Origin of the sequence: Bacteroides propionicigenes, from assembly GCF_018390535.1 — a bacterium.
GTDB lineage: Bacteria > Bacteroidota > Bacteroidia > Bacteroidales > Bacteroidaceae > Bacteroides > Bacteroides propionicigenes.
The window spans coordinates 87229-108361 of record NZ_JAHBBW010000014.1 but is presented as its reverse complement, the minus strand read 5'-3'; the positions used below and the strand labels follow the sequence as shown (position 1 = coordinate 108361).

15 protein-coding genes are annotated in these 21133 nt (G+C 48.5%); 10 read left to right on the top strand and 5 right to left on the bottom strand.

From position 1 onward, the window contains the following. Positions 1 to 180 precede the first annotated feature (180 nt). From rimP to KG118_RS15045, 10 genes are all read left to right on the top strand, one after another. Positions 181 to 648: a ribosome assembly cofactor RimP gene (gene rimP / locus KG118_RS15090; protein WP_117713299.1), complete on the top strand. Its 468-nt coding sequence runs from the start codon at positions 181 to 183 to the stop codon at positions 646 to 648. Between the two features lie 4 nt (positions 649 to 652). After that, entirely contained in the window at positions 653 to 1918 is a 1266-nt protein-coding gene (gene nusA, locus KG118_RS15085) for a transcription termination factor NusA (RefSeq protein WP_117713298.1), read from the top strand. Positions 1919 to 1962: 44 nt separating this feature from the next. Then, positions 1963 to 4917 (top strand): translation initiation factor IF-2, encoded by a 2955-nt coding sequence (infB, locus tag KG118_RS15080; protein ID WP_117713297.1) that lies wholly within the window; start codon positions 1963 to 1965, stop codon positions 4915 to 4917. Between the two features lie 101 nt (positions 4918 to 5018). After that, entirely contained in the window at positions 5019 to 5525 is a 507-nt protein-coding gene (locus KG118_RS15075) for a CvpA family protein (RefSeq protein WP_117713296.1), read from the top strand. Further along, positions 5525 to 6979 carry a Fe-S cluster assembly protein SufB gene (gene sufB, locus KG118_RS15070; protein ID WP_117713295.1) on the top strand — a complete coding sequence of 485 codons (1455 nt, stop codon included), beginning with the start codon at positions 5525 to 5527 and terminating at the stop codon, positions 6977 to 6979. Before KG118_RS15075 ends, sufB begins: the two co-directional genes overlap by 1 nt. Before the next feature lie 134 nt (positions 6980 to 7113). Then, positions 7114 to 7869, top strand: a complete 756-nt coding sequence (gene sufC / locus KG118_RS15065) for a Fe-S cluster assembly ATPase SufC (protein WP_009120284.1) — start codon at positions 7114 to 7116, stop codon at positions 7867 to 7869. A gap of 31 nt (positions 7870 to 7900) precedes the next feature. Further along, positions 7901 to 9244, top strand: coding sequence for a Fe-S cluster assembly protein SufD (gene sufD / locus KG118_RS15060; protein WP_117713294.1), 1344 nt, complete (start codon positions 7901 to 7903; stop codon positions 9242 to 9244). Between the two features lie 38 nt (positions 9245 to 9282). Further along, the gene (locus tag KG118_RS15055) at positions 9283 to 10494 is read left to right on the top strand and encodes an aminotransferase class V-fold PLP-dependent enzyme (protein WP_117713305.1); all 1212 of its coding nucleotides are present in this window, start codon (positions 9283 to 9285) and stop codon (positions 10492 to 10494) included. A gap of 62 nt (positions 10495 to 10556) precedes the next feature. After that, a complete protein-coding gene (locus KG118_RS15050) occupies positions 10557 to 10877 on the top strand; it encodes a heavy metal-binding domain-containing protein (RefSeq protein ID WP_117713293.1) in 321 nt (106 codons plus the stop codon). Between the two features lie 125 nt (positions 10878 to 11002). After that, positions 11003 to 13204: a sodium-translocating pyrophosphatase gene (locus KG118_RS15045; protein WP_117713292.1), complete on the top strand. Its 2202-nt coding sequence runs from the start codon at positions 11003 to 11005 to the stop codon at positions 13202 to 13204. Between the two features lie 196 nt (positions 13205 to 13400). Here KG118_RS15045 and KG118_RS15040 read toward each other — a convergent pair whose 3' ends face one another. From KG118_RS15040 to KG118_RS15020, 5 genes are all read right to left on the bottom strand, one after another. Further along, the gene (locus KG118_RS15040) at positions 13401 to 15338 is read right to left on the bottom strand and encodes an MGH1-like glycoside hydrolase domain-containing protein (RefSeq protein ID WP_117713291.1); all 1938 of its coding nucleotides are present in this window, start codon (positions 15336 to 15338) and stop codon (positions 13401 to 13403) included. A gap of 15 nt (positions 15339 to 15353) precedes the next feature. Continuing rightward, on the bottom strand, positions 15354 to 18506 hold the full coding sequence (locus KG118_RS15035; RefSeq protein WP_117713290.1) for a glycoside hydrolase family 2 TIM barrel-domain containing protein: 3153 nt from the start codon (positions 18504 to 18506) through the stop codon (positions 15354 to 15356). A 19-nt stretch (positions 18507 to 18525) separates the two neighbouring features. Beyond that, positions 18526 to 19131: a lysine exporter LysO family protein gene (locus KG118_RS15030; RefSeq protein ID WP_117713289.1), complete on the bottom strand. Its 606-nt coding sequence runs from the start codon at positions 19129 to 19131 to the stop codon at positions 18526 to 18528. After that, positions 19128 to 19406: a LysO family transporter gene (locus tag KG118_RS15025; protein ID WP_117713288.1), complete on the bottom strand. Its 279-nt coding sequence runs from the start codon at positions 19404 to 19406 to the stop codon at positions 19128 to 19130. The genes KG118_RS15030 and KG118_RS15025 overlap by 4 nt, the downstream gene beginning before the upstream one ends. Before the next feature lie 122 nt (positions 19407 to 19528). Next, complete coding sequence (locus tag KG118_RS15020; RefSeq protein WP_117713287.1) at positions 19529 to 21130, bottom strand: RagB/SusD family nutrient uptake outer membrane protein; 1602 nt, start codon at positions 21128 to 21130, stop codon at positions 19529 to 19531. Between the last annotated feature and the right edge of the window lie 3 nt (positions 21131 to 21133).

The window sequence follows — 21133 nt, the reverse complement described above, 5'->3', positions numbered from 1 at the left end:
GAACCATGCAAATGTAGTGATTAATTTTGAATGAGGGATAATTTCCGGCAGGAGTGCTAAATATTCTTTTTTTCTCCTATTATTTTGTAGTCGAACAGATTATTTATATCTTTGCACCCGAAACGGATGAAAGGTGGAGGGGCGATTAAGCTCCTCTTTTTCGTTCTTAAAGGTTAATCTATGATAGAAAAGAAAACAGTTTGTCAGATTGTAGACGAGTGGCTGGAGGATAAGGATTACTTCCTCGTGGAAGTCATAATCAGCCCTGATGACAAGATTGTGGTGGAAATAGACCACAAAGAAGGTGTTTGGATTGAGGATTGTGTAGAGCTGAGCCGCTACATAGAGTCCCGACTGAATCGAGAGGATGAGGATTACGAGCTGGAAGTCGGTTCTGCCGGCATCGGACAACCGTTTAAAGTATTGCAGCAATACACCAACCACATTGGCAAGGAGGTGGAAGTGCTGGCAAAGGACGGTCGTAAGCATTGCGGAATATTGAAGGATGCCGATGAACGGCAATTCACCGTTACCGTCCGGAAGAAAGTGAAAGAGGAGGGAGCCAAGCGTCCTAAAATGGTGGATGAAGATATAACCTTTACATACGAAGAGATAAAATATACTAAATACTTAATTAGTTTTAAATAAGACTATGGCCAAGAAAGAAGAAACTATCAGCTTGATAGATACCTTTTCGGAATTTAAAGAACTGAAGAATATTGATAGAACCACCATGGTGAGCGTACTCGAAGAGTCGTTCCGCAGTGTGATTGCAAAGATGTTCGGTACTGATGAGAATTACGACGTGATTGTGAACCCGGATAAGGGTGACTTCGAAATATGGCGTAATCGTGAAGTTGTGGCAGATGAAGATCTTGAGAATCCGAACTTACAGATTTCTTTGAGCGAAGCCCAAAAGATTGACGCTTCGTATGAAGTGGGAGAGGAAGTGACGGATGAAGTGAACTTTGCGAAGTTTGGCCGCCGTGCTATCCTGAACTTGCGCCAGACATTGGCTTCCAAGATTTTGGAACTGGAAAAAGACAGTATTTACAATAAATACATTGATAAGGTAGGTACTATTATCAATGCAGAAGTTTATCAGATTTGGAAAAAGGAAATGTTGCTGCTCGATGACGAAGGCAATGAACTGCTGTTGCCCAAGACCGAACAGATTCCGAGTGACTTCTACCGCAAGGGTGAGACTGCCCGTGCCGTGGTGGCGCGCGTTGACAACAAGAACAATAATCCGAAGATTATCTTGAGCCGTACATCGCCCGTTTTCCTGCAACGTCTGTTTGAAATGGAAGTACCTGAAATCAATGACGGACTGATTACCATCAAGAAGATTGCCCGCATCCCCGGTGAGCGTGCCAAGATTGCCGTAGAGTCATACGATGACCGTATTGACCCGGTAGGCGCTTGCGTCGGTGTAAAAGGTAGCCGTATTCATGGCATTGTCCGCGAGCTTCGCAACGAGAATATCGACGTTATCAACTATACGTCGAATATCCAGTTGTTTATACAGCGTGCCCTTAGCCCTGCCAAAATATCTTCTATCCGTCTGAACGAAGAAGAGCACAAGGCAGAAGTCTTCCTGAAACCGGAAGAGGTATCGCTGGCTATCGGTAAAGGTGGTTTGAATATCAAACTGGCCAGTATGTTGACTGAGTACACCATTGACGTATTCCGCGAATTGGATGAAGCGGTAGAGGATGAAGATATCTACTTGGATGAATTCCGCGACGAGATTGACGGTTGGGTAATTGATGCCATCAAAGCTATCGGCATTGATACCGCCAAGGCTGTATTGAATGCCCCGCGCGAGATGTTGATTGAGAAGACAGATTTGGAAGAGGAAACGGTGGACGAAGTATTACGCATTTTGAAATCGGAGTTTGAGGAAGAGAATAATTGAGCACTAAATTCCGCTTCTTTCTCCATTATTCATTAAATTAAAGTATGACGATAAGGTTAAATAAAGTAACAAGAGATTTAAATGTAGGAATCACGACGGTAGTTGAGTTCTTGCAAAAGAAGGGGTATGCGATTGAAACAAACCCCAATACGAAGATTACCGACGAGCAGTATGACTTGCTCGTGAAAGAGTTTAGTACAGATAAGGATCTTAAATTGAAAACGGAACGTTTCATTCAGGAACGTCAGAGTAAGGACCGTAACAAGGCATCAGTGTCTATTGACGGTTATGACAAGGAAACACAAGAGAAACCCAAAGCTGAGGAGGTTGTAAAGACTGTGGTTCCCGAAGATGTACGTCCGAAGTTTAAGCCTGTCGGTAAAATTGATTTGGATAAACTGAATCGTAAACATACTGTGGAAAAAGAGAAAGAAGCAGAACCGGAAAAACCGGTAGTTGAAGAGGTGAAGGCAGAAGAGCTTGCACCTGTTGTTGAGGCTCCGAAACCGGAACCCGTTCCCGAACCTCAGCCCGAGCCGACACCGGAACCGGTTGTTGAGCCGGCTCCCGTTGTAGAGGAAGAACCTGTGCCTGTGGTGGCCGAACCTGTATCAGCACCTAAGGAAGAACCGGCTCCCGTTGTAACCGAAGAGATGGTTTCAGAAGATAAAGAAGAGATATTTAAAATACATCAGCCGGAGTTTGTATCGAAGATTAACGTCATCGGACAAATAGACCTTGCTGCGCTGAATCAGTCTACACGCCCGAAGAAGAAATCGAAAGAGGAAAAACGTAAGGAGCGCGAAGAAAAAGAGAAGCAGCGTCAGGATCAGAAGAAGCTGATGAAAGAAGCTATTATCAAGGAAATCCGTCGTGATGACAATAAGACGAAGGATTCGAAAGATAGCAACGATCCCAATGCCAAGAAGAAACGCGTCCGTATCAACAAGGAAAAAGTGGATATCAACAACGCGTCCAACTTCCAGCGTGGCGGAAACGATCGTCCGAAAGGTGGCAACCAACAAGGCGGCAATAACCAGCAGGCCGGTAAGAACAAGAACAAAGACCGCTTCAAGAAGCCTGTAATCAAGCAGGAAGTAAGTGAAGAGGATGTAGCAAAGCAGGTAAAGGAGACGTTGGCACGTCTGACCTCTAAAGGCAAGAATAAGGGCGCGAAATATCGTAAGGAAAAACGTGATATGGCATCCAACCGTATGCAGGAGTTGGAAGACCAGGAAATGGCGGAAAGCAAGGTATTGAAGCTGACCGAATTCGTGACTGCCAATGAGTTGGCAAGCATGATGGATGTTTCCGTTACGCAGGTTATCGCTACTTGTATGAGCATCGGCATGATGGTTTCCATTAACCAGCGTCTGGATGCCGAAACAATCAATCTGGTGGCGGAAGAATTCGGCTTCAAGACTGAATATGTAAGTGCGGAAGTAGCCCAGGCTATCGTTGAGGAAGAAGATGCCGAAGAAGATTTAGAGCATCGCGCTCCGATTGTAACGGTGATGGGTCACGTAGACCACGGTAAGACTTCATTGCTCGACTATATCCGTAAGGCGAATGTTATTGCCGGTGAGGCGGGTGGTATTACACAGCACATCGGCGCTTATCACGTGACGTTGGAAGACGGACGTAAGATTACGTTCCTCGATACTCCGGGTCATGAGGCGTTTACCGCTATGCGTGCCCGCGGTGCCAAGGCAACGGATATTGCCATCATCATCGTAGCTGCCGATGACAACGTGATGCCGCAGACCAAAGAAGCCATCAACCATGCTATGGCTGCCGGTGTGCCTATCGTGTTCGCCATCAACAAGATTGACAAGCCTACCGCCAATCCCGATAAGATTAAAGAAGAACTGGCTGCCATGAACTTCCTTGTAGAGGAATGGGGCGGCAAGTACCAGTCTCAAGATATTTCCGCCAAGAAAGGTCTTGGTGTAAGCGATTTGATGGAGAAAGTATTGCTGGAAGCTGAAATGCTGGATTTGAAGGCAAACCCGAACCGTCGTGCTACCGGTTCCATCATTGAGTCCTCATTGGATAAGGGTCGTGGCTATGTAGCTACGGTGCTGGTGTCCAACGGTACTTTGAAGATGGGCGACATTGTGCTCGCAGGTACAAGCTATGGTAAGGTGAAAGCCATGTTCAACGAGCGTAACCAGCGTCTGAAAGAGGCAGGTCCTTCGGAACCGGCTTTGATTCTGGGCTTGAACGGTGCGCCGGCTGCAGGTGATACATTCCACGTAATCGAAACAGAACAGGAAGCGCGTGAAATTGCCAACAAACGTGAACAGTTGCAACGTGAACAAGGCTTGCGTACACAGAAGATGTTGACATTGGATGAAGTAGGCCGCCGTTTGGCATTGGGAGACTTCCACGAACTGAACATCATCGTGAAGGGTGACGTAGACGGCTCTGTTGAAGCGTTGAGCGACTCGTTGATTAAACTGTCTACCGAACAGGTACAGGTGAACGTTATCCATAAGGGTGTCGGCGCTATCTCCGAATCGGATGTATCTTTGGCTGCCGCTTCGGATGCGATTATTGTCGGATTCCAAGTTCGTCCTTCGGGCGCTGCCGCTAAGCTGGCGGAACAGGAAGGTGTGGATATCCGCAAGTACTCTGTCATCTACGATGCCATTGAAGAGGTGAAGGCTGCCATGGAAGGTATGCTGGCGCCTACTTTGAAGGAACAGGTTACGGCAACTATCGAGGTTCGCGAAGTGTTCAACATTACCAAAGTGGGTCTCGTGGCAGGTGCTATGGTGAAGACCGGAAAGGTGAAACGCAGCGACAAGGCTCGTCTTATTCGCGACGGTATTGTTATCTTCACAGGAAACATCAATGCTTTGAAGCGCTTCAAGGATGATGTGAAAGAAGTAGGTACCAACTTTGAATGCGGTATCAGCCTGACAAACTGTAATGACATCAAGGTGGGAGATATTATAGAATCTTACGAAGAAGTGGAGGTAAAACAGACTTTGTAAGAAAAAAATAAATTTTTAGGCGCGGATTACACGAATTTCACGGATTGGTTAAAAGAAAAACCGTGCTTATCCGTGTAATCCGTGCCTTTTTAATATCATATATGGCTGTTATAGACATCGTAATATTGGTAATTGTCGGTGCGGGAGCGGTTGTCGGCTTCATGAAAGGATTTGTGAAGCAACTGGCCACTCTGCTGGGGCTGATTGTCGGCTTGCTGGCGGCAAAGACTTTGTATGCTTCCGTGGCCGAAAATGTATTTTCTAAGGTTACCGATTCGATGACGGTGGCGCAAGTGCTGGCATTCATCGCTATTTGGATAGCCGTGCCGCTGGCTTTTGCACTGGTAGCCGCACTGCTGACAAAAGCAATGGAAGCGGTTTCGCTTGGCTGGCTGAATCGTTGGCTGGGTTCCGGGCTGGGGGCGTTGAAGTCTTTGTTGCTGGTGAGCCTGCTGGTTGGTGTCATTGAGTTTATGGATGCAGACAATACGCTGCTCAGCCAAACAAAAAAGGAGGAATCGGTGTTATATTATCCTATGAAGTCGTTTGCCGGGATATTCTTTCCCGCGGCTAAACATGTTACAGAACAATATATATTGAATGAATAATGCAACAAGAAGAACCCAATAAATATGTAAAGGAACTCACTCAGGAGAAGTACAAGTACGGTTTTACGACCGACGTGCACACAGATATCATCGAGCGTGGCTTGAATGAGGATGTGGTGCGGTTGATTTCTGAGAAAAAAGAAGAACCCGAGTGGTTGCTGGAGTTCCGTCTGAAAGCGTACCGTCACTGGCTGACGCTGGAGATGCCTGCATGGGCGCATCTCCGTATTCCTGAGATAGATTATCAGGCCATTTCATACTATGCCGACCCTACCAAGAAGAAGGACGGGCCTAAAAGTATGGACGAGGTGGATCCTGAGTTGGTCAAGACCTTTAATAAGCTGGGTATTCCTTTAGAGGAACAAATGGCGCTGAGCGGTATGGCGGTGGATGCCGTAATGGACTCTGTGTCTGTAAAGACAACTTTCAAGGAGACGCTTATGGAAAAGGGGATTATTTTCTGTTCGTTCAGCGAGGCTGTACGCGAGCATCCCGATTTGGTGCAGAAATATCTGGGCTCGGTAGTGGGGTATCGTGATAATTTCTTTGCGGCGCTGAATTCTGCGGTGTTCTCCGACGGTTCTTTCGTCTATATACCGAAGGGGGTACGCTGCCCGATGGAATTGTCCACTTACTTCCGTATCAATGCCCGCAATACCGGGCAGTTTGAGAGAACGCTGATTGTAGCCGATGATGATTCGTACGTTTCTTATTTGGAAGGATGTACGGCGCCGATGCGTGATGAAAACCAATTGCACGCCGCTATTGTGGAGATTGTGGTACACGACCGTGCCGAAGTGAAATACAGTACCGTTCAAAACTGGTATCCGGGAGATGCCGAAGGCAAGGGTGGTGTCTATAACTTTGTAACGAAGCGCGGGCACTGCAAGGGCATAAACAGCAAACTGTCTTGGACACAGGTGGAGACCGGTTCGGCCATTACATGGAAATATCCCTCTTGCATCCTTTCAGGTGACAACTCTACGGCGGAATTTTACAGTGTAGCGGTCACCAATAACTATCAACAGGCAGATACCGGTACAAAGATGATTCATCTCGGAAAGAATACCCGCAGCACTATTGTCAGCAAAGGTATTTCTGCCGGACGGAGCGAGAATTCTTATCGCGGTCTGGTGCGTGTTGCCCAAAAGGCGGACAATGCCCGCAACTATAGCCAGTGCGACTCACTGCTGCTGGGTGATAAATGCGGTGCGCATACTTTCCCTTACATGGATATCCATAATGAGACGGCTATTGTAGAACACGAGGCAACCACCAGCAAGATTAGCGAGGACCAGATATTCTATTGCAATCAGCGAGGCATTTCCACGGAAGATGCGGTGGGGCTGATTGTAAACGGTTATGCAAAGGAAGTACTCAACAAGCTGCCTATGGAGTTTGCCGTAGAAGCTCAGAAATTGTTGGCTATTTCATTGGAAGGAAGCGTAGGATAAATGAGGAATTAAGAATGAAGAATGAAGAATTAAAATAGACAATGGAGAATTAAGGATGATGAAATGGACCACGCATTGTTATGCCGCATGGTCATTCTTCATTCTTAATTCTTCATTCTTAATTTAAAAGTATAATGTTAGAGATAAAAGACCTGCATGCCAGCATCAATGGCAAAGAAATATTGAAAGGTATCAACCTTACAATTCGTGACGGTGAAGTACACGCCCTGATGGGACAAAATGGAGCCGGAAAAAGTACCTTGAGTAATGTGCTGGTGGGACATCCTGCATACGAGGTTACACGCGGTACTGTAACTTTCAACGGTAAAGACCTTTTGGCTATGAGTCCCGAAGACCGTGCCCATGAAGGTATTTTCCTTTCATTCCAGATGCCGGTGGAGATACCGGGCGTTTCTATGGTGAATTTTATGCGTGCAGCTGTTAACGAACAGCGCAAATACCGTCATTTGCCCGCCTTGTCTGCCAGTGAATTTTTGAAACTGATGCGTGAGAAGCGTGCTATTGTCGAGTTGGATAACAAACTTGCCAACCGTAGTGTGAACGAAGGCTTCAGCGGTGGTGAGAAGAAGCGTAACGAAATCTTCCAAATGGCTATGCTGGAACCTACCTTCGCTATTCTCGACGAGACGGATTCCGGTCTTGATGTAGACGCTTTGCGTATTGTAGCCGATGGCTTCAATAAGCTGAAGACTCCCCGGACCAGTGCAATGGTTATTACTCACTATCAACGTCTGCTGGACTATCTGAAACCGGATACCGTCCATGTATTGCTTGGCGGGCGCATCGTAAAGACAGGCGGTCCTGAATTGGCGAAGGAGATTGAAGCACGTGGCTTCGATTGGATAAAGAAAGAAGCAAGTGAATTGTAAATTATGAATGATGAACTCATAATTAGATAACATGAGTGTAGAGCAACAATATATAGACCTTTTCTCCCAAACGGAAGCGATGATATGCCGCCACAGCACCGAGGTGCTGAACGCTCCGCGTGCTGCCGCGTTTGCCGACTTCGAGCGGCTGGGGTTTCCCACCCGTAAGACGGAGAAATATAAATATACCGATGTCAGCAAGTTCTTTGAACCCGACTACGGTTTGAACCTGAACCGTTTGGAGATTCCTGTCAATCCCTACGAAGTATTCAAGTGCGATGTGCCGAATATGAGCACTTCCCTTTACTTTGTTGTGAACGATGCTTTTTATAGCAAGGCTTTGCCCAAGTCGCATTTGCCCGAAGGTGTTATTTTCGGCAGTCTGAAGGATATGGCGGAACATCATCCGGAGTTGGTGAAGAAATACTACGGCAAGCTGGCGGATACTTCCAAAGATGGAGTGACGGCGTTTAATACAGTCTTTGCGCAAGACGGTGTATTGCTGTATGTTCCTAAGAATGTGGTAGTGGAAAAGCCTATTCAGTTAGTGAATATCCTGCGCGGTGATGTCAACTTTATGGTGAACCGCCGGGTGCTCATTATTTTGGAAGAAGGTGCACAAGCCCGTCTTCTGGCATGCGACCATGCAATGGACGGCGTAAATTTCCTTGCAACGCAAGTGGTAGAGGCGTTCATCGGTGAGAATGCCACTTTCGATTTCTATGAATTGGAAGAGACGCACACCAGTACGGTACGTATCAGCAGCTTATATGTCAGGCAAGAAGCTAACAGCAACGTTTTGCTGAATGGAATGACTTTGCACAACGGTACTACCCGTAATACAACCGAAGTTACGCTTGCCGGCGAGGGTGCTGAACTGAATCTTTGCGGCATGGCTATTGCGGATAAGAACCAGCATGTGGACAATAATACCACCATAGATCATGCAGTGCCCAACTGCACCAGCAATGAACTCTTTAAGTATGTGCTCGACGACCAGTCTGTCGGCGCTTTTGCCGGTCTGGTGCTGGTACGTCCCGATGCACAGCATACCAGTTCCCAGCAAACGAACCGTAATCTTTGCGCCACTCGTGAAGCGCATATGTACACTCAGCCGCAGCTGGAGATTTATGCCGATGATGTAAAGTGCAGTCATGGCGCTACGGTAGGCCAGCTTGATGAAAGCGCCCTGTTCTATATGCAGCAACGCGGCATCTCCATGCATGAAGCCCGTTTGTTGTTGATGTTTGCCTTCGTAAATGAGGTGATTGATACAATCCGTCTGGATGCCTTGAAAGACCGCCTGCATCTGCTGGTAGAGAAACGTTTCCGCGGTGAACTGAACAAGTGTCAGGGGTGCGCGATATGTAAATAATGAAGAATCCTCCATTCATCATTCATAATTTAAAAGATATGGACCTTCAAAAGATAAGAGCTGATTTTCCGATACTTTCCCGCGAGGTATATGGTAAGCCGTTGGTTTACTTTGATAACGGCGCGACTACACAGAAGCCCCGTCAGGTGGTGGATGCCATTACGGATGAGTACTATTCGGTCAACGCCAATGTGCATCGTGGTGTGCATTTTCTTTCGCAGCAAGCTACGGAGCTGCACGAAGCGTCTCGTGAGACGGTGCGGAAGTTCATCAATGCCGGCAGTACGAATGAAATCGTCTTTACCCGCGGTACAACGGAAAGCATCAATCTGTTTGTGTCCAGCTTCGGCGAAGAGTTTATGCAGGAGGGCGATGAGGTGATTCTCTCCGTTATGGAGCATCACAGCAATATCGTTCCCTGGCAGTTGCTGGCAGCCAAGAGGGGGATTGCCATTAAAGTTATTCCGATGAATGACAGAGGAGAACTTCTGTTGGACGAGTACAAACAGCTGTTTTCCGAGCGTACAAAGATTGTCAGCGTGGCGCATGTATCCAATGTGCTGGGTACTGTAAATCCTGTCAGGGAAATGGTAGGCTATGCCCACGAACAGGGCGTTCCCGTGCTTGTAGACGGCGCTCAGTCCATTCCGCATATGCCGGTGGATGTGCGGGACCTGGATGCGGATTTCTACGTTTTTTCCGGTCATAAGGTGTACGGCCCTACCGGTGTGGGCGTGCTTTACGGTAAAGAAGAATGGCTCGACAAGATGCCTCCTTATCAGGGTGGCGGAGAGATGATACAACACGTATCGTTTGAACGGACTACCTTCAACGAACTTCCTTTCAAGTTCGAGGCTGGGACACCCGATTATATCGGTACGACCGGGCTTGCCAAAGCATTGGATTACGTTTCTGCCATCGGTATGGAGAAAATCGCCGCCCATGAGCACGAACTGACTGCGTATGCTATGGCCCGCCTGAAAGAGATTCCCGGTATGCGCATCTTCGGTGAGGCCAAAGAGAAGGGCAGTGTTATCTCTTTCCTTGTAGGCGATATCCACCATTTCGATATGGGTACTTTGCTCGACCGTCTCGGCATTGCCGTACGTACGGGACATCACTGTGCACAGCCGCTGATGCAACGTCTTGGCATTGAAGGAACGGTACGCGCTTCGTTCGGCTTGTATAATACGAAAGAGGAGATAGATATATTGGTGGCGGGCATAGAGCGTGTCAGCAAAATGTTTTGATGTTTTGCAACTTTTCTGAGGTTTCGTGCGTCTAATGTATTAAGAACTTAAAATACAGAATTATGTTAGTAACAACAACTCACACTATTGAGGGTGGCCGTATCACCCGTTATTTTGGTATCGTCAGTGGTGAGACGATTATCGGAGCCAATGTTTTTCGTGATTTCTTTGCCAGTATCCGCGATGTGGTAGGCGGGCGCAGCGGTTCGTACGAGGAAGTACTTCGCGAGGCTAAAGACACGGCACTTCGCGAGATGCAGGAACAAGCCCGTCTGATGGGTGCTAACGCTGTGATTGGCGTTGACCTTGATTACGAAACAGTAGGCGGTAGCGGCAGTATGTTGATGGTAACTGCCTGCGGTACGGCGGTAACGATAGAATAAAGGGAGCATTTTGACATACTCCCGTGTTTTTTGTTCCTTAGCATAAATTCGGTTAATCGTTTGCTTATTTCATTTCAAATCAATATTTTTAGGCTTTCGTTCAACCTTTTAATACGATTTATGCTATGGACCAATTGCTTTTCTGGCTGGTTCCAGCCGCTTCCGTTCTGGCACTTTGCTTTGCCTGGTATTTCCACCGTCAGATGATGAAAGAGAGTGAGGGAACTCCTCAAATGGTTAAGATTGCCGCTGCGGTGCGCAAGGGAGCCATGTCCTATCTCCGCCAGCAATATAAGATTGTGGGCTGGGTGTTTTTGGGGCTGGTGATTCTTTTCTCGATTATGGCCTACGGCTTCGGAGTGCAGAACTCTTGGGTTCCGATAGCTTTCCTCACAGGCGGATTCTTCTCCGGTCTTTCCGGATTTCTCGGTATGAAGACGGCTACGTATGCCTCGGCACGTACGGCAAATGCTGCACGCAACTCATTGAATGCGGGTTTGCGTGTCGCTTTTCGCAGTGGTGCGGTAATGGGGCTGGTTGTAGTGGGGCTTGGCCTGCTCGATATTTCCTTCTGGTATCTGCTGCTCAACGCAGTTATCCCTGTGGATGTGATGACACCTACCCATAAACTTTGCATCATCACCACTACGATGCTGACGTTCGGTATGGGAGCTTCTACACAAGCCCTGTTTGCACGTGTGGGCGGCGGTATCTATACGAAAGCTGCCGACGTAGGCGCCGACCTTGTAGGTAAAGTGGAAGCCGGTATCCCCGAGGACGACCCGCGCAATCCCGCAACCATTGCCGACAATGTAGGCGATAATGTAGGCGATGTTGCCGGTATGGGCGCCGACCTTTACGAGAGCTATTGCGGTTCTATCCTTGCTACGGCCGCTCTTGGCGCTGCGGCTTTTATCCATTCGGGAGATACGCTGATGCAGTTTAAAGCCGTTATCGCTCCGATGCTGATTGCGGCTGTAGGAATTATCCTTTCTATCATAGGCATTTTCTCTGTACGCACTAAAGAGAATGCCAAGATGAAAGATTTGCTGAATTCCCTTGCTTTCGGTACGAACTTGAGCTCGGTATTGATAGTCGTTGCCACTTTCCTTATCCTTTGGCTGCTGAAGCTGGATAACTGGATGTGGATTTCCTGTTCGGTAGTTGTAGGTCTGGTGGTAGGTATCGTTATCGGACGTTCTACGGAATACTATACTTCCCAATCCTATCGTCCCACCCGGAAGTTGAGTGAGAGCGGCAAGACGGGACCGGCTACTGTCATTATCTCCGGCATCGGTTTAGGCATGCTTTCTACCGCTATTCCGGTGATTGCCGTAGTGGTGGGCATCATTGCTTCTTATCTTTTTGCTTCCGGATTCGACTTTGCCAATGTAGGCTTGGGACTTTACGGTATCGGTATCGCTGCCGTAGGTATGCTTTCCACTTTGGGCATTACATTGGCTACGGATGCTTACGGACCTATTGCCGACAATGCCGGTGGTAATGCGGAAATGTCCGGTCTGGGCGAGGAAGTGCGCAAGCGTACCGATGCGCTCGACTCTTTAGGAAATACAACAGCCGCCACGGGTAAAGGTTTCGCTATCGGTTCGGCTGCGTTGACAGGGCTTGCCTTGCTTGCATCTTATATTGAGGAAATTCGTATCGGACTGACCCGTTTGGGTACTACCGACATCTTTGTGGGTGGTGAAGCGGTGTCTGTGCACGATGCTACTTTCTTTGACTTCATGCACCATTACGATGTTACGTTGATGAATCCTAAAGTCCTTTCGGGTATGTTCCTCGGCAGTATGATGGCTTTCTTGTTCTGTGGATTGACGATGAATGCCGTAGGTCGTGCTGCCGCTCATATGGTAGACGAAGTGCGCCGTCAGTTCCGTGAGATAAAAGGTATTCTGACCGGTGAGGCGGAACCCGATTATGAACGTTGCGTGGCCATCTCTACGAAAGGTGCGCAGCGCGAAATGGTAGTTCCCTCACTGATAGCAATTGTAGCTCCTATTCTGACCGGACTTATTTTTGGTGTTCCCGGTGTGCTGGGACTGCTTATCGGCGGGCTTAGCAGCGGATTCGTACTTGCTATCTTTATGGCAAATGCCGGTGGCGCGTGGGACAATGCCAAGAAATATGTAGAAGAGGGCAACTTCGGCGGCAAAGGCAGCGAAGTGCATAAAGCCACGGTTGTGGGCGATACGGTAGGCGACCCGTTTAAAGATACCTCCGGTCCGAGCCTTAACATCCTTATCAAGCTGATGAGTATGGTAGCCATCGTGATGGCGGGGCTTACCGTGGCTTGGAGTTTGTTCTGATAGCCGCATAACTTCTGCTACTTTGAAGAAAAGAGTACCAAAGGGGGAAACTGTAAATACCAACGGTTGGTACAGGAAGTACCAACGTATGAAACCCGAAGTACCAACGGTTGGTATTTTCTATTCCAACGGTTGGTACTTCGGGTTTTATAGGAAGGAACAGAAATATCCTCCTATGTTAATATCGGAAAGTCAGTTACTTCAGTTTCTTCCCGTAGTCATCGTACATCATCAGCAGATGCGATGAACTCCAACTGAAGTGCGGGGCTTTCAGGCGTTCACCTGTGTGGGTTCCATAGTTTTCGTGTATTGGGGCTCCTTCCTTCAATCCGTTCAGACGCTCAAACACTTGCAACGTATATCGGTCGGCAAGTTCGTTATAACCGTAGTTACGCAATCCTCGAATGGCAAAATACGTCTGGTCCAACCAGATAGGTCCACGCCAATATCCGCGGGGATTGTATTTGGGATTATCTGCGGCAATCGTCGGGAAAGGGATATAAGTAGAGAACCTGGCGGTATCTTGCAGCATAGGCAGCATACTGTCTACTTGCTCCTGTGTAGCAACTTCCGTCCACAAAGGGGTGTAGGCTTCGCATCCCGGTTCGCGTACGAAAGAGCCGTCTTTCAGGCGACGGTCGAAGAAGAAGTTCATCTCCTTGTCGAAGAAGTAGTCGGCAACCTTGTCGCCATAGTCGGGGGCGTCAAAGGCGGTGTTCAGCAGTCCGGCGAATTTCTTCAGCAGCTTGCACTCCAATGCAAGATAGGCATTCAGGTCCACACTTTCCTGATCCATGCTCCAAGCATCGCTGGCACCTTTGTTTTTCAGCATTACGGCATCGTCAAAGCGGATGGCATTGTCCATGCCGCTTTCCCATGCGGCAGCTTCGAGCGTTCCGTCGGTAGAGCCGTATTCGCACATTCCGTTTTGGTTATGGTCGCGTTTCTTGTACCACCATTTGTAGTAAGAGAGCAACTGCGGATACATCTCCGCCACAAAAGCGGTATCACCGGTGTGCGTAAAGATTTCGTCCACCGCCCAGCACACCAAAGGAGGCTTGCTGTCGCGGGCATTGTTTTCGGACGGGTCGGTGTAGATGCAGTCTATTATCATGCCGTCAGGCTGCTGGTAGTCGAACATGGCGCGGATGTTGTTCTTGGCCAGTTCGGGATCGAACTTGGCGGTTCCCGCACTGAAGCGCCAGCTGTCCCATGCCCAAAAGCCTACAAAGTAACCTACGGCATGGCTGGGGATGATACCTTCGTGCAGCAGTCCGCCACGATGTGTCCGCCAGTTCGCGATAAGCGTTGTTACGGCTTTCACGGCGATGCGGTCGTATTCGGGTTTCATGTCAGTGCGTAAAATCTTCTTCAGGTAGCCTTCCCAGCGTTCGGAGTTGGCGCGTATGGCTTCTTCCGGGTTATTGAGTACCGTGATGGTGTTTTGTATGCCGGCGGTCAGTTCCTTTTCGGAGGTGAAGAAAGAAATGACTACATTAGTCTGTTCTTTCGGAGTGTGCAGTGTGGCGGTGTAGTTATTGTCAAGTTGCGCCAGAACTACATCGGACATGAATGTCAGGACCACGCTTTCACCGCTGGGGTGATGTGCTACGACTGAATTCTGTTCTACGCTTATCGTGACATCCTTGCCCCATTGGCTTCCTGTAAATACTAACCCTTCTTTACTGTCGGTGTTGATACGCAGCAAGGCGGTAGTGGCATCGATGAAGTTGAGGCGTTGGCTGATTGTGCCTTTGCCGGAATGCGCAGACATATACAGCTCGCCCGGATAGTAGCACGTAGAGTCGGGAACGAAACTTGTTTCGGGAGCTTTTGCAAACTTCACTGTTACGGCGGACCGGGCAATCCATTGGCGGCGGAACATATCAAGGCTGAAAGGACCGCAGAACCCGTTTACCCATTTGTCCTTTTCGGGCAGGGTGAATCCCATCCACGAACCGGCATCGGTGAACCAGCCGTAGCAATGGTGCAGTGTGTCGGGAGTGTAGGCTATGTCCAGAATATTGTTGAAGGTGTACCTCTTTTCGGTAACGGCCTTGCTGCCTGATTGGCAGGCTGTGATGCCTGCAATCAGCAGCGAGAGGCAGATGAAATATCTTACTTTATGTAGCATGGTTTTTGAGCTTTTTTAGAACAAACATTTATGTGCCTGTCGGGCGGCATCTTGTTGCGTGCCGAGCGGTTGCAGGGTGAAGCTGTACTTCCATTCATGCGGAGTGATGGTGTATTCGGGATGTACCTGCGCTCCCCAGGTGTTGTCACCGCCTACGCCCATTTGTTTGTAGTCGATGTTGAGCCACACCATGTCTTTCTTCAGGATGCTTCCTCCATGACGGCGTTCTACTTGTGACGGACGGTACTCGATGTCTTCCATCGGGAAGTTCCACGCACTGACGCTGAGCGGCTGCTCACCGGTGACTAACAGACCGTTTCCGGAGGCGTCACGCAGGGCTATCCAGCGCACATCGCAGTGGTTCCCTGTTTCTTGGGCGCGTACATAGGGGTGGAAGGTGTCCCACACCGTAGATTGGTATACTCCAATGAGTGCGCCTGTTTTGCGGTCGGCATAGTTTTCCTGTGGTCCGCGTCCCAGCCAAGACATCATTTCGTATTCGGCAGGCAGTATCATGCGCATACCCAGTCGCGGCATTTCGCTCAGTGGCTTTTTGCCGGGCGTGAAGTGCATGGTTACGCGGACAGCACCGTCGGGGCGTATATCGTATACGGTTTGCAGGCGGGAGTCTTGTGCTTCCATACGGTAAGTGGCAGTGAGAGTTGCCGATTGCTTGTTTTCTGTAACTTTCAAATCCGTCAGTCGGGCATCGCGTCCGGCCGTTTTCCAGGTGGCGCAGCGGTCAAGGTGTCCGGTGGGGATGTCATTATCGGTCAGCGGACGCCAGAAGTTGGGTTGCAGGCCTTGTTTCACCATCTCCTTTCCGTTGTAGGCAAGGCTCGTCATTTCACCATTGCGGGTGGAGAACCGCACTTGGAAGTTATTGCCTTTCAGCAGGACGGCGCTGTCGCTGCGTTCTACCGTAAGCATACCGTTGGCAGGCTCTGCGGTCTTTGCAATCTGTGCAGAAGGCAGTAACCATTGTTCGATAGCCGCTTCATGTCCTTTCGGCACTAATGGCGCTTCATGTTTGGTGAAGGCACGCAGGGTAAGGAAATATTCTCTGCCGTCAGCGGGCAATGCTTCCAGCGGGAGTTCTATTTCGGCAGATGCTCCCGGGGTGATGACGGGGAAGTCTGTTTCGCCGCTTTGTACCGCTTTGCCGTCACATTCTATCGCCCAGCGGAGTCGGTATCCTTCCAGTCCGATGAAGTCGTGCCGGTTAGTTACTTTTATTTTGTTGGCTGTGAAAGCTACGGGGGCGAAGTGGATATATTGCAATACCTTTTTCACTTCATAGATGTGCGGATGCGGGGTGCGGTTGGCAGCTACCAGTCCGTTGGCGCAGAAGTTGGAGTCGTTTACAACACCCACGAAGCCCATATCACCGCCAAATGCCCATATATCGCGGTTGTTCCGGTCTTTGATGGCGAAGGTCTGGTCCACCCAGTCCCAGATGAAGCCGCCTTGCAGTTGGTCGTATTTATAAATCAAATCCCAGTAATCTTGGAAGTTTCCCACGCTGTTGCCCATGGCATGAGCATATTCGCACATAATCATCGGACGCTTGTCGCGTTGGTTGATATGGCGGCGAAGCGACCATATACGTGCATACATGGGACAGTAGATGTCACTCTTTGCATCATAGCCGCCGCCTTCGTACTGCACGGGGCGTGTTGTGTCTGTCTTTTTTGTATAGTCATAGAGTGTCTCGAAGTGTTTGCCATAGCCCGATTCATTTCCCATAGACCATGTGACGATGGCGGTGCAGTTACGGTCGCGGGCTATCATGCGGCTCATGCGTTGCATGAACGGCAGTTCCCAATCGGGATAGTTGGCGAGGGTTTCGTCTTTGTGGAACATCATTCCATGGCTTTCGATGTTGGCTTCGTCCACCATATATAAGCCGAATTCGGTGCAGAGTTCGTACCAGGGGGCATTGTTGGGGTAGTGGCAGTTGCGTACACCGTTCAGATTGAACTGTTTCATCAGCTGAATGTCATGTATCATGGATGCTACGGTAATGGTACGTCCCTTGTGAGGGTCGTGTTCGTGGCGGTTCACTCCTTTGAAGAGTACTGCCTTGCCGTTAATCATCTGCATACCGTTCGTCATCTCTACGGTACGGAAGCCGAAGAGGTGAGTGAAAGACTCCAGTGGTTTGCCTTGTGCATCAAAGTGGTTCACTACCAATGTATAGGTGTTGGGTGTTTCGGCGTTCCATGCGCGGGCATTGGGGAAGAGTTGCCGTTGGCTGAACAACGTGTCAGTGGCGGTGGAAATAGTTTTCTTTTGTTTGTAAGCAACCTTTCCCTCATCCATGACTTTCACTTCTACCGTTTCGCCGGGTTGGGGGCAGTGGAGGATGACGTCTAATTGCAGTTCGCCGTCCTTGTAGCCGTTCACCAGTTCAGAGGTCATGCGGAAATCCTTTACACGGCTTTGCGGGCGTGCATAAAGATAGACATCACGTTCTATGCCGCTGTACTTCCAGTAATCCTGACCCTCCAAATAAGAGCCGTCACTGTAGCGGAACACTTTTACAGCAAGCTTGTTATTCCCTTTTTTCAGCAGCTTGGTGATGTTGAAGTGCGACGGCAGGCGGCTGTCTTCGGCATAACCGGCGAGTTCTCCGTTGACCCATACGTAGTAAGCGGATTCTACTCCTTCGAAATCAAGGAAGACGTCCATGCCTTTCCAATCGGCAGGCACGGTGAATTCACGGATGTATGCGCCTACAGGATTATAGTCGGTAGGTACGTAGGGTGGATTGGGTGGGAAAGGATAACGGGTATCTGTATAAATGGGAGCGTCGAAACCTTGTAGTTCCCAACTTCCGGGAACTTGTATCTTGCTCCATTTGCGTGTACTGTAGCCGGGTTTATGGAAGTCTGCAGGGCACAACTCGTTGTTTTTCGAGAAAAGGAACTTCCAAGTGCCGTTCAATGAGACACGTCGTTCGGCGGCGGGATTCAGGTCGAAGCGTTGGTCGGCGGGCAGTCCGCGTTGCTTCATTGCGCCGGCTTCATCTACAAAGGGGGTGAAGTGCGCATACATCGGTTCCCGGTTCATTTCGTTCACCTGCGGGTTTTGCCAAGGCTCGTTATCTGCCAAAGCGCTTGTACACAGTAGCGAAGAGAGTAAGAATGTATAAAGTTTGATTTTCATGGTTTTCTTAATTATAGGTTTATATCGAACAGAACAGAGTCACCAGAAACGGTACGCTGAAATCGACTACAAATCCGTGGAATATGGAAACTACTACAAATTGTTGTCCTGCCGTGCGGGTAATGATAGGAAGCGTAGTATCCATCGTTGTGGCGCCGCCGGCGGAGATAGGGGCCAGATTGCCGAACCAGCGTACCAATAACGGTGCTGCCAGTAGAGTGAGTATCTCACGGGTAATGTTTGCCAACAGAGCGATGGTTCCTAATTCAGCTCCTTTGTATTCGGTAATGAAGATACTGGAAAGCGAATAATACCCGAATCCCGAACCGACTGCCAGACAGTCCGTCACGGAACGGTGTGTCAGGAGCAGGCTGACTGCTGCAGAGCCTGCCAGCGTACCCAGTATGGTCATTATGGGCAGGAAGATTAACCGTGGATTGAGTGAACGGAAGTTTTTCAGCGTCTGCGGATCGTTACCCACACTCAGTCCTACACTGAACATCAATGCACAAAGAGCATAGAAACTGATTTGACTGTCCATGATGAGGTCAACAGGTATCAGGTGGAAAACTCCGCAAAGCGTACCCAGCACAAAGAAACCGACTATGATGAGACTTCCTTTCATGCTTCTTCTCCTTTCCTTTTATATAAAGCTCTCCACAATGCCCAAGCGGCAATGACGCTTCCCAAAGTTCCGCCCAGAGTCAATACAACAGCTTCCATTCCTATAGTGTGCAGCCCTTTGATAATTTGCTCGTTTCCGCCTACTTCAATGCCGAGAATGAAGAGAAGTACCCAGATTAGCACTGTGATAATGGTATGAATTTTACGTAAATTCCGTTTCCGTAAGAAGTAGCCCAGCAGCATTCCTGTGAGCATAAGTCCGATAATTGTAAACATATCTATTGTCGTTTAATTTTATTGGGCAAAGATAATGTAATTTGCGCAAAGGCAAGAATCAAACAAGGCAAGGCGGTATTACCCGAAGGCATATGCCGCCTTGTCTGGATTGCCGGATTAGGTTATTGAACCTGAGGGTTAGCGTTGACTTCCCACAATGGGATAGGGAAGAATTCATGTGTACCCTTCACAAAACCGCGGCTGCCTAATTGTTGTTCCAGTTTGCCCCAACGACGCAAATCATACCAGCGATAGCTTTCCAACGGAAACTCTATGATGCGTTCGTGTTCTATTTGGGCTTGAACTTCTGCCTGAGTAGTTCCGGACATGGCGGGCATATCACCGTGGGTTCTTCTGATGTCGTTGATGATAGGAATCGCCAGTTCGGGATGGCCTTGTTTGTTCAATACCTCGGCTTTCATCAGCAGTACGTTGGCATAACGCATTAAAGGAATGTTGAAGCCGCATCTTGTTTTAAGTTCTTTTTTTGTGGCAGGAGTGAAGCGGCGGAAGGCCGGGCGGTCAATCAACTTAGCGTCGGGTGCAGGTTCTTTTAACGCATCCCCATCTTCGTCTTTAATGTTGTTGCCTTCTTCATCCTTGGGATAAATGTACTTATCAGCGAACCAGTAACTGTATTTCTTTCCTATCACTGTCTCTTCTTCCTCTTCTGTGAAATATTCGTCGAGGAAATATACAGTATTGTACAAGCGTTGGTCGTAGCGTCCTGCAGTTCCACCGGGTCTGACTCTGCCTTCTTTCTTAAACTCGTTCATCAGGAAATCATTAGGCAGGATTTCGTCCCAGCCGCCCAATTGCTTGCTTGCTATGAATTGGTGAACGTAAGAATAGTATCTGGCACCGTTATCTGTGTTTGAACTATATTGCAGTTCAAAAACGGACTCTTTGCTGTTTTTGTTTCTGCCGTTGAACATATCGACCAAATCATTGCCGCTTACCAATTCATAGTTCTTAACTTCGTTCAGGGCATTCAGAGCGTCTTTCAAGAAAGTTGTTTCTTGCTCCGGTTCTTCGTATGCACGCGTTAAATAAGCGAAGCCTAAATAAGCGTTGGCTGCTCCGGATGTAGCGCGTCCGGCTTCTGTGCTGGGACGTTCAGATGGAAGAGCTGCTCCTAATTTAAGCTCATCGATGACAAAATTCCAGCAGGTTACACGGTCGGATAGAGGAAGGTTTAATTCATCCTGATTGTTGATATATTTGTCGCGTATGATAATCTTTTCCCAATTTAATATTAACATCATATGAAGGTAACCTCTCATAAAGTGGGCTTCAGCTATCAACTCATTCCGTTTGCTGGTAGTAATGCCGCTTTCGGGTATCAGGGGAACAAATTCCAATACCTGATTGGCAAAATTGATTCCGCGATAAAGGTCTTGGTAATAATAAGAGAATTGCGTATTACCGTTAGTATACGTGAATTTATAAATGTCTGTCCAAGTCTGATAGTTGATGGCATCATTTCCCATAGCGTATAAATCAGTACGGAAAGCTTCTACCGGCCATCTGACTTCACTGGTGGCATAGGCGTCACCATGATAAAGCTGTGCGTAGACTGAAGCCATGGTAGCTTCGGCGTCTTCTTGATTTCTCCAGAAGTTGTCGGTGGTCAACTCGTCGGGAGAAGATACGGTTAGAAAGTCGTCGCAGGAAGCGAAAGACATTGTGAGGCATAAGCTTGCCAAATATATAAATTTTTTCATATT

What these genes read in the sequence shown, in the direction of transcription:
- rimP (WP_117713299.1), top strand. Translation starts at nt 181, where the DNA reads ATGATAGAAAAGAAAACAGTTTGTCAGATTGTAGACGAGTGGCTGGAG.
- nusA (WP_117713298.1), top strand. Translation starts at nt 653, where the DNA reads ATGGCCAAGAAAGAAGAAACTATCAGCTTGATAGATACCTTTTCGGAA.
- infB (WP_117713297.1), top strand. Translation starts at nt 1,963, where the DNA reads ATGACGATAAGGTTAAATAAAGTAACAAGAGATTTAAATGTAGGAATC.
- KG118_RS15075 (WP_117713296.1), top strand. Translation starts at nt 5,019, where the DNA reads ATGGCTGTTATAGACATCGTAATATTGGTAATTGTCGGTGCGGGAGCG.
- sufB (WP_117713295.1), top strand. Translation starts at nt 5,525, where the DNA reads ATGCAACAAGAAGAACCCAATAAATATGTAAAGGAACTCACTCAGGAG.
- sufC (WP_009120284.1), top strand. Translation starts at nt 7,114, where the DNA reads ATGTTAGAGATAAAAGACCTGCATGCCAGCATCAATGGCAAAGAAATA.
- sufD (WP_117713294.1), top strand. Translation starts at nt 7,901, where the DNA reads ATGAGTGTAGAGCAACAATATATAGACCTTTTCTCCCAAACGGAAGCG.
- KG118_RS15055 (WP_117713305.1), top strand. Translation starts at nt 9,283, where the DNA reads ATGGACCTTCAAAAGATAAGAGCTGATTTTCCGATACTTTCCCGCGAG.
- KG118_RS15050 (WP_117713293.1), top strand. Translation starts at nt 10,557, where the DNA reads ATGTTAGTAACAACAACTCACACTATTGAGGGTGGCCGTATCACCCGT.
- KG118_RS15045 (WP_117713292.1), top strand. Translation starts at nt 11,003, where the DNA reads ATGGACCAATTGCTTTTCTGGCTGGTTCCAGCCGCTTCCGTTCTGGCA.
- KG118_RS15040 (WP_117713291.1), bottom strand. Translation starts at nt 15,338, where the DNA reads ATGCTACATAAAGTAAGATATTTCATCTGCCTCTCGCTGCTGATTGCA.
- KG118_RS15035 (WP_117713290.1), bottom strand. Translation starts at nt 18,506, where the DNA reads ATGAAAATCAAACTTTATACATTCTTACTCTCTTCGCTACTGTGTACA.
- KG118_RS15030 (WP_117713289.1), bottom strand. Translation starts at nt 19,131, where the DNA reads ATGAAAGGAAGTCTCATCATAGTCGGTTTCTTTGTGCTGGGTACGCTT.
- KG118_RS15025 (WP_117713288.1), bottom strand. Translation starts at nt 19,406, where the DNA reads ATGTTTACAATTATCGGACTTATGCTCACAGGAATGCTGCTGGGCTAC.
- KG118_RS15020 (WP_117713287.1), bottom strand. Translation starts at nt 21,130, where the DNA reads ATGAAAAAATTTATATATTTGGCAAGCTTATGCCTCACAATGTCTTTC.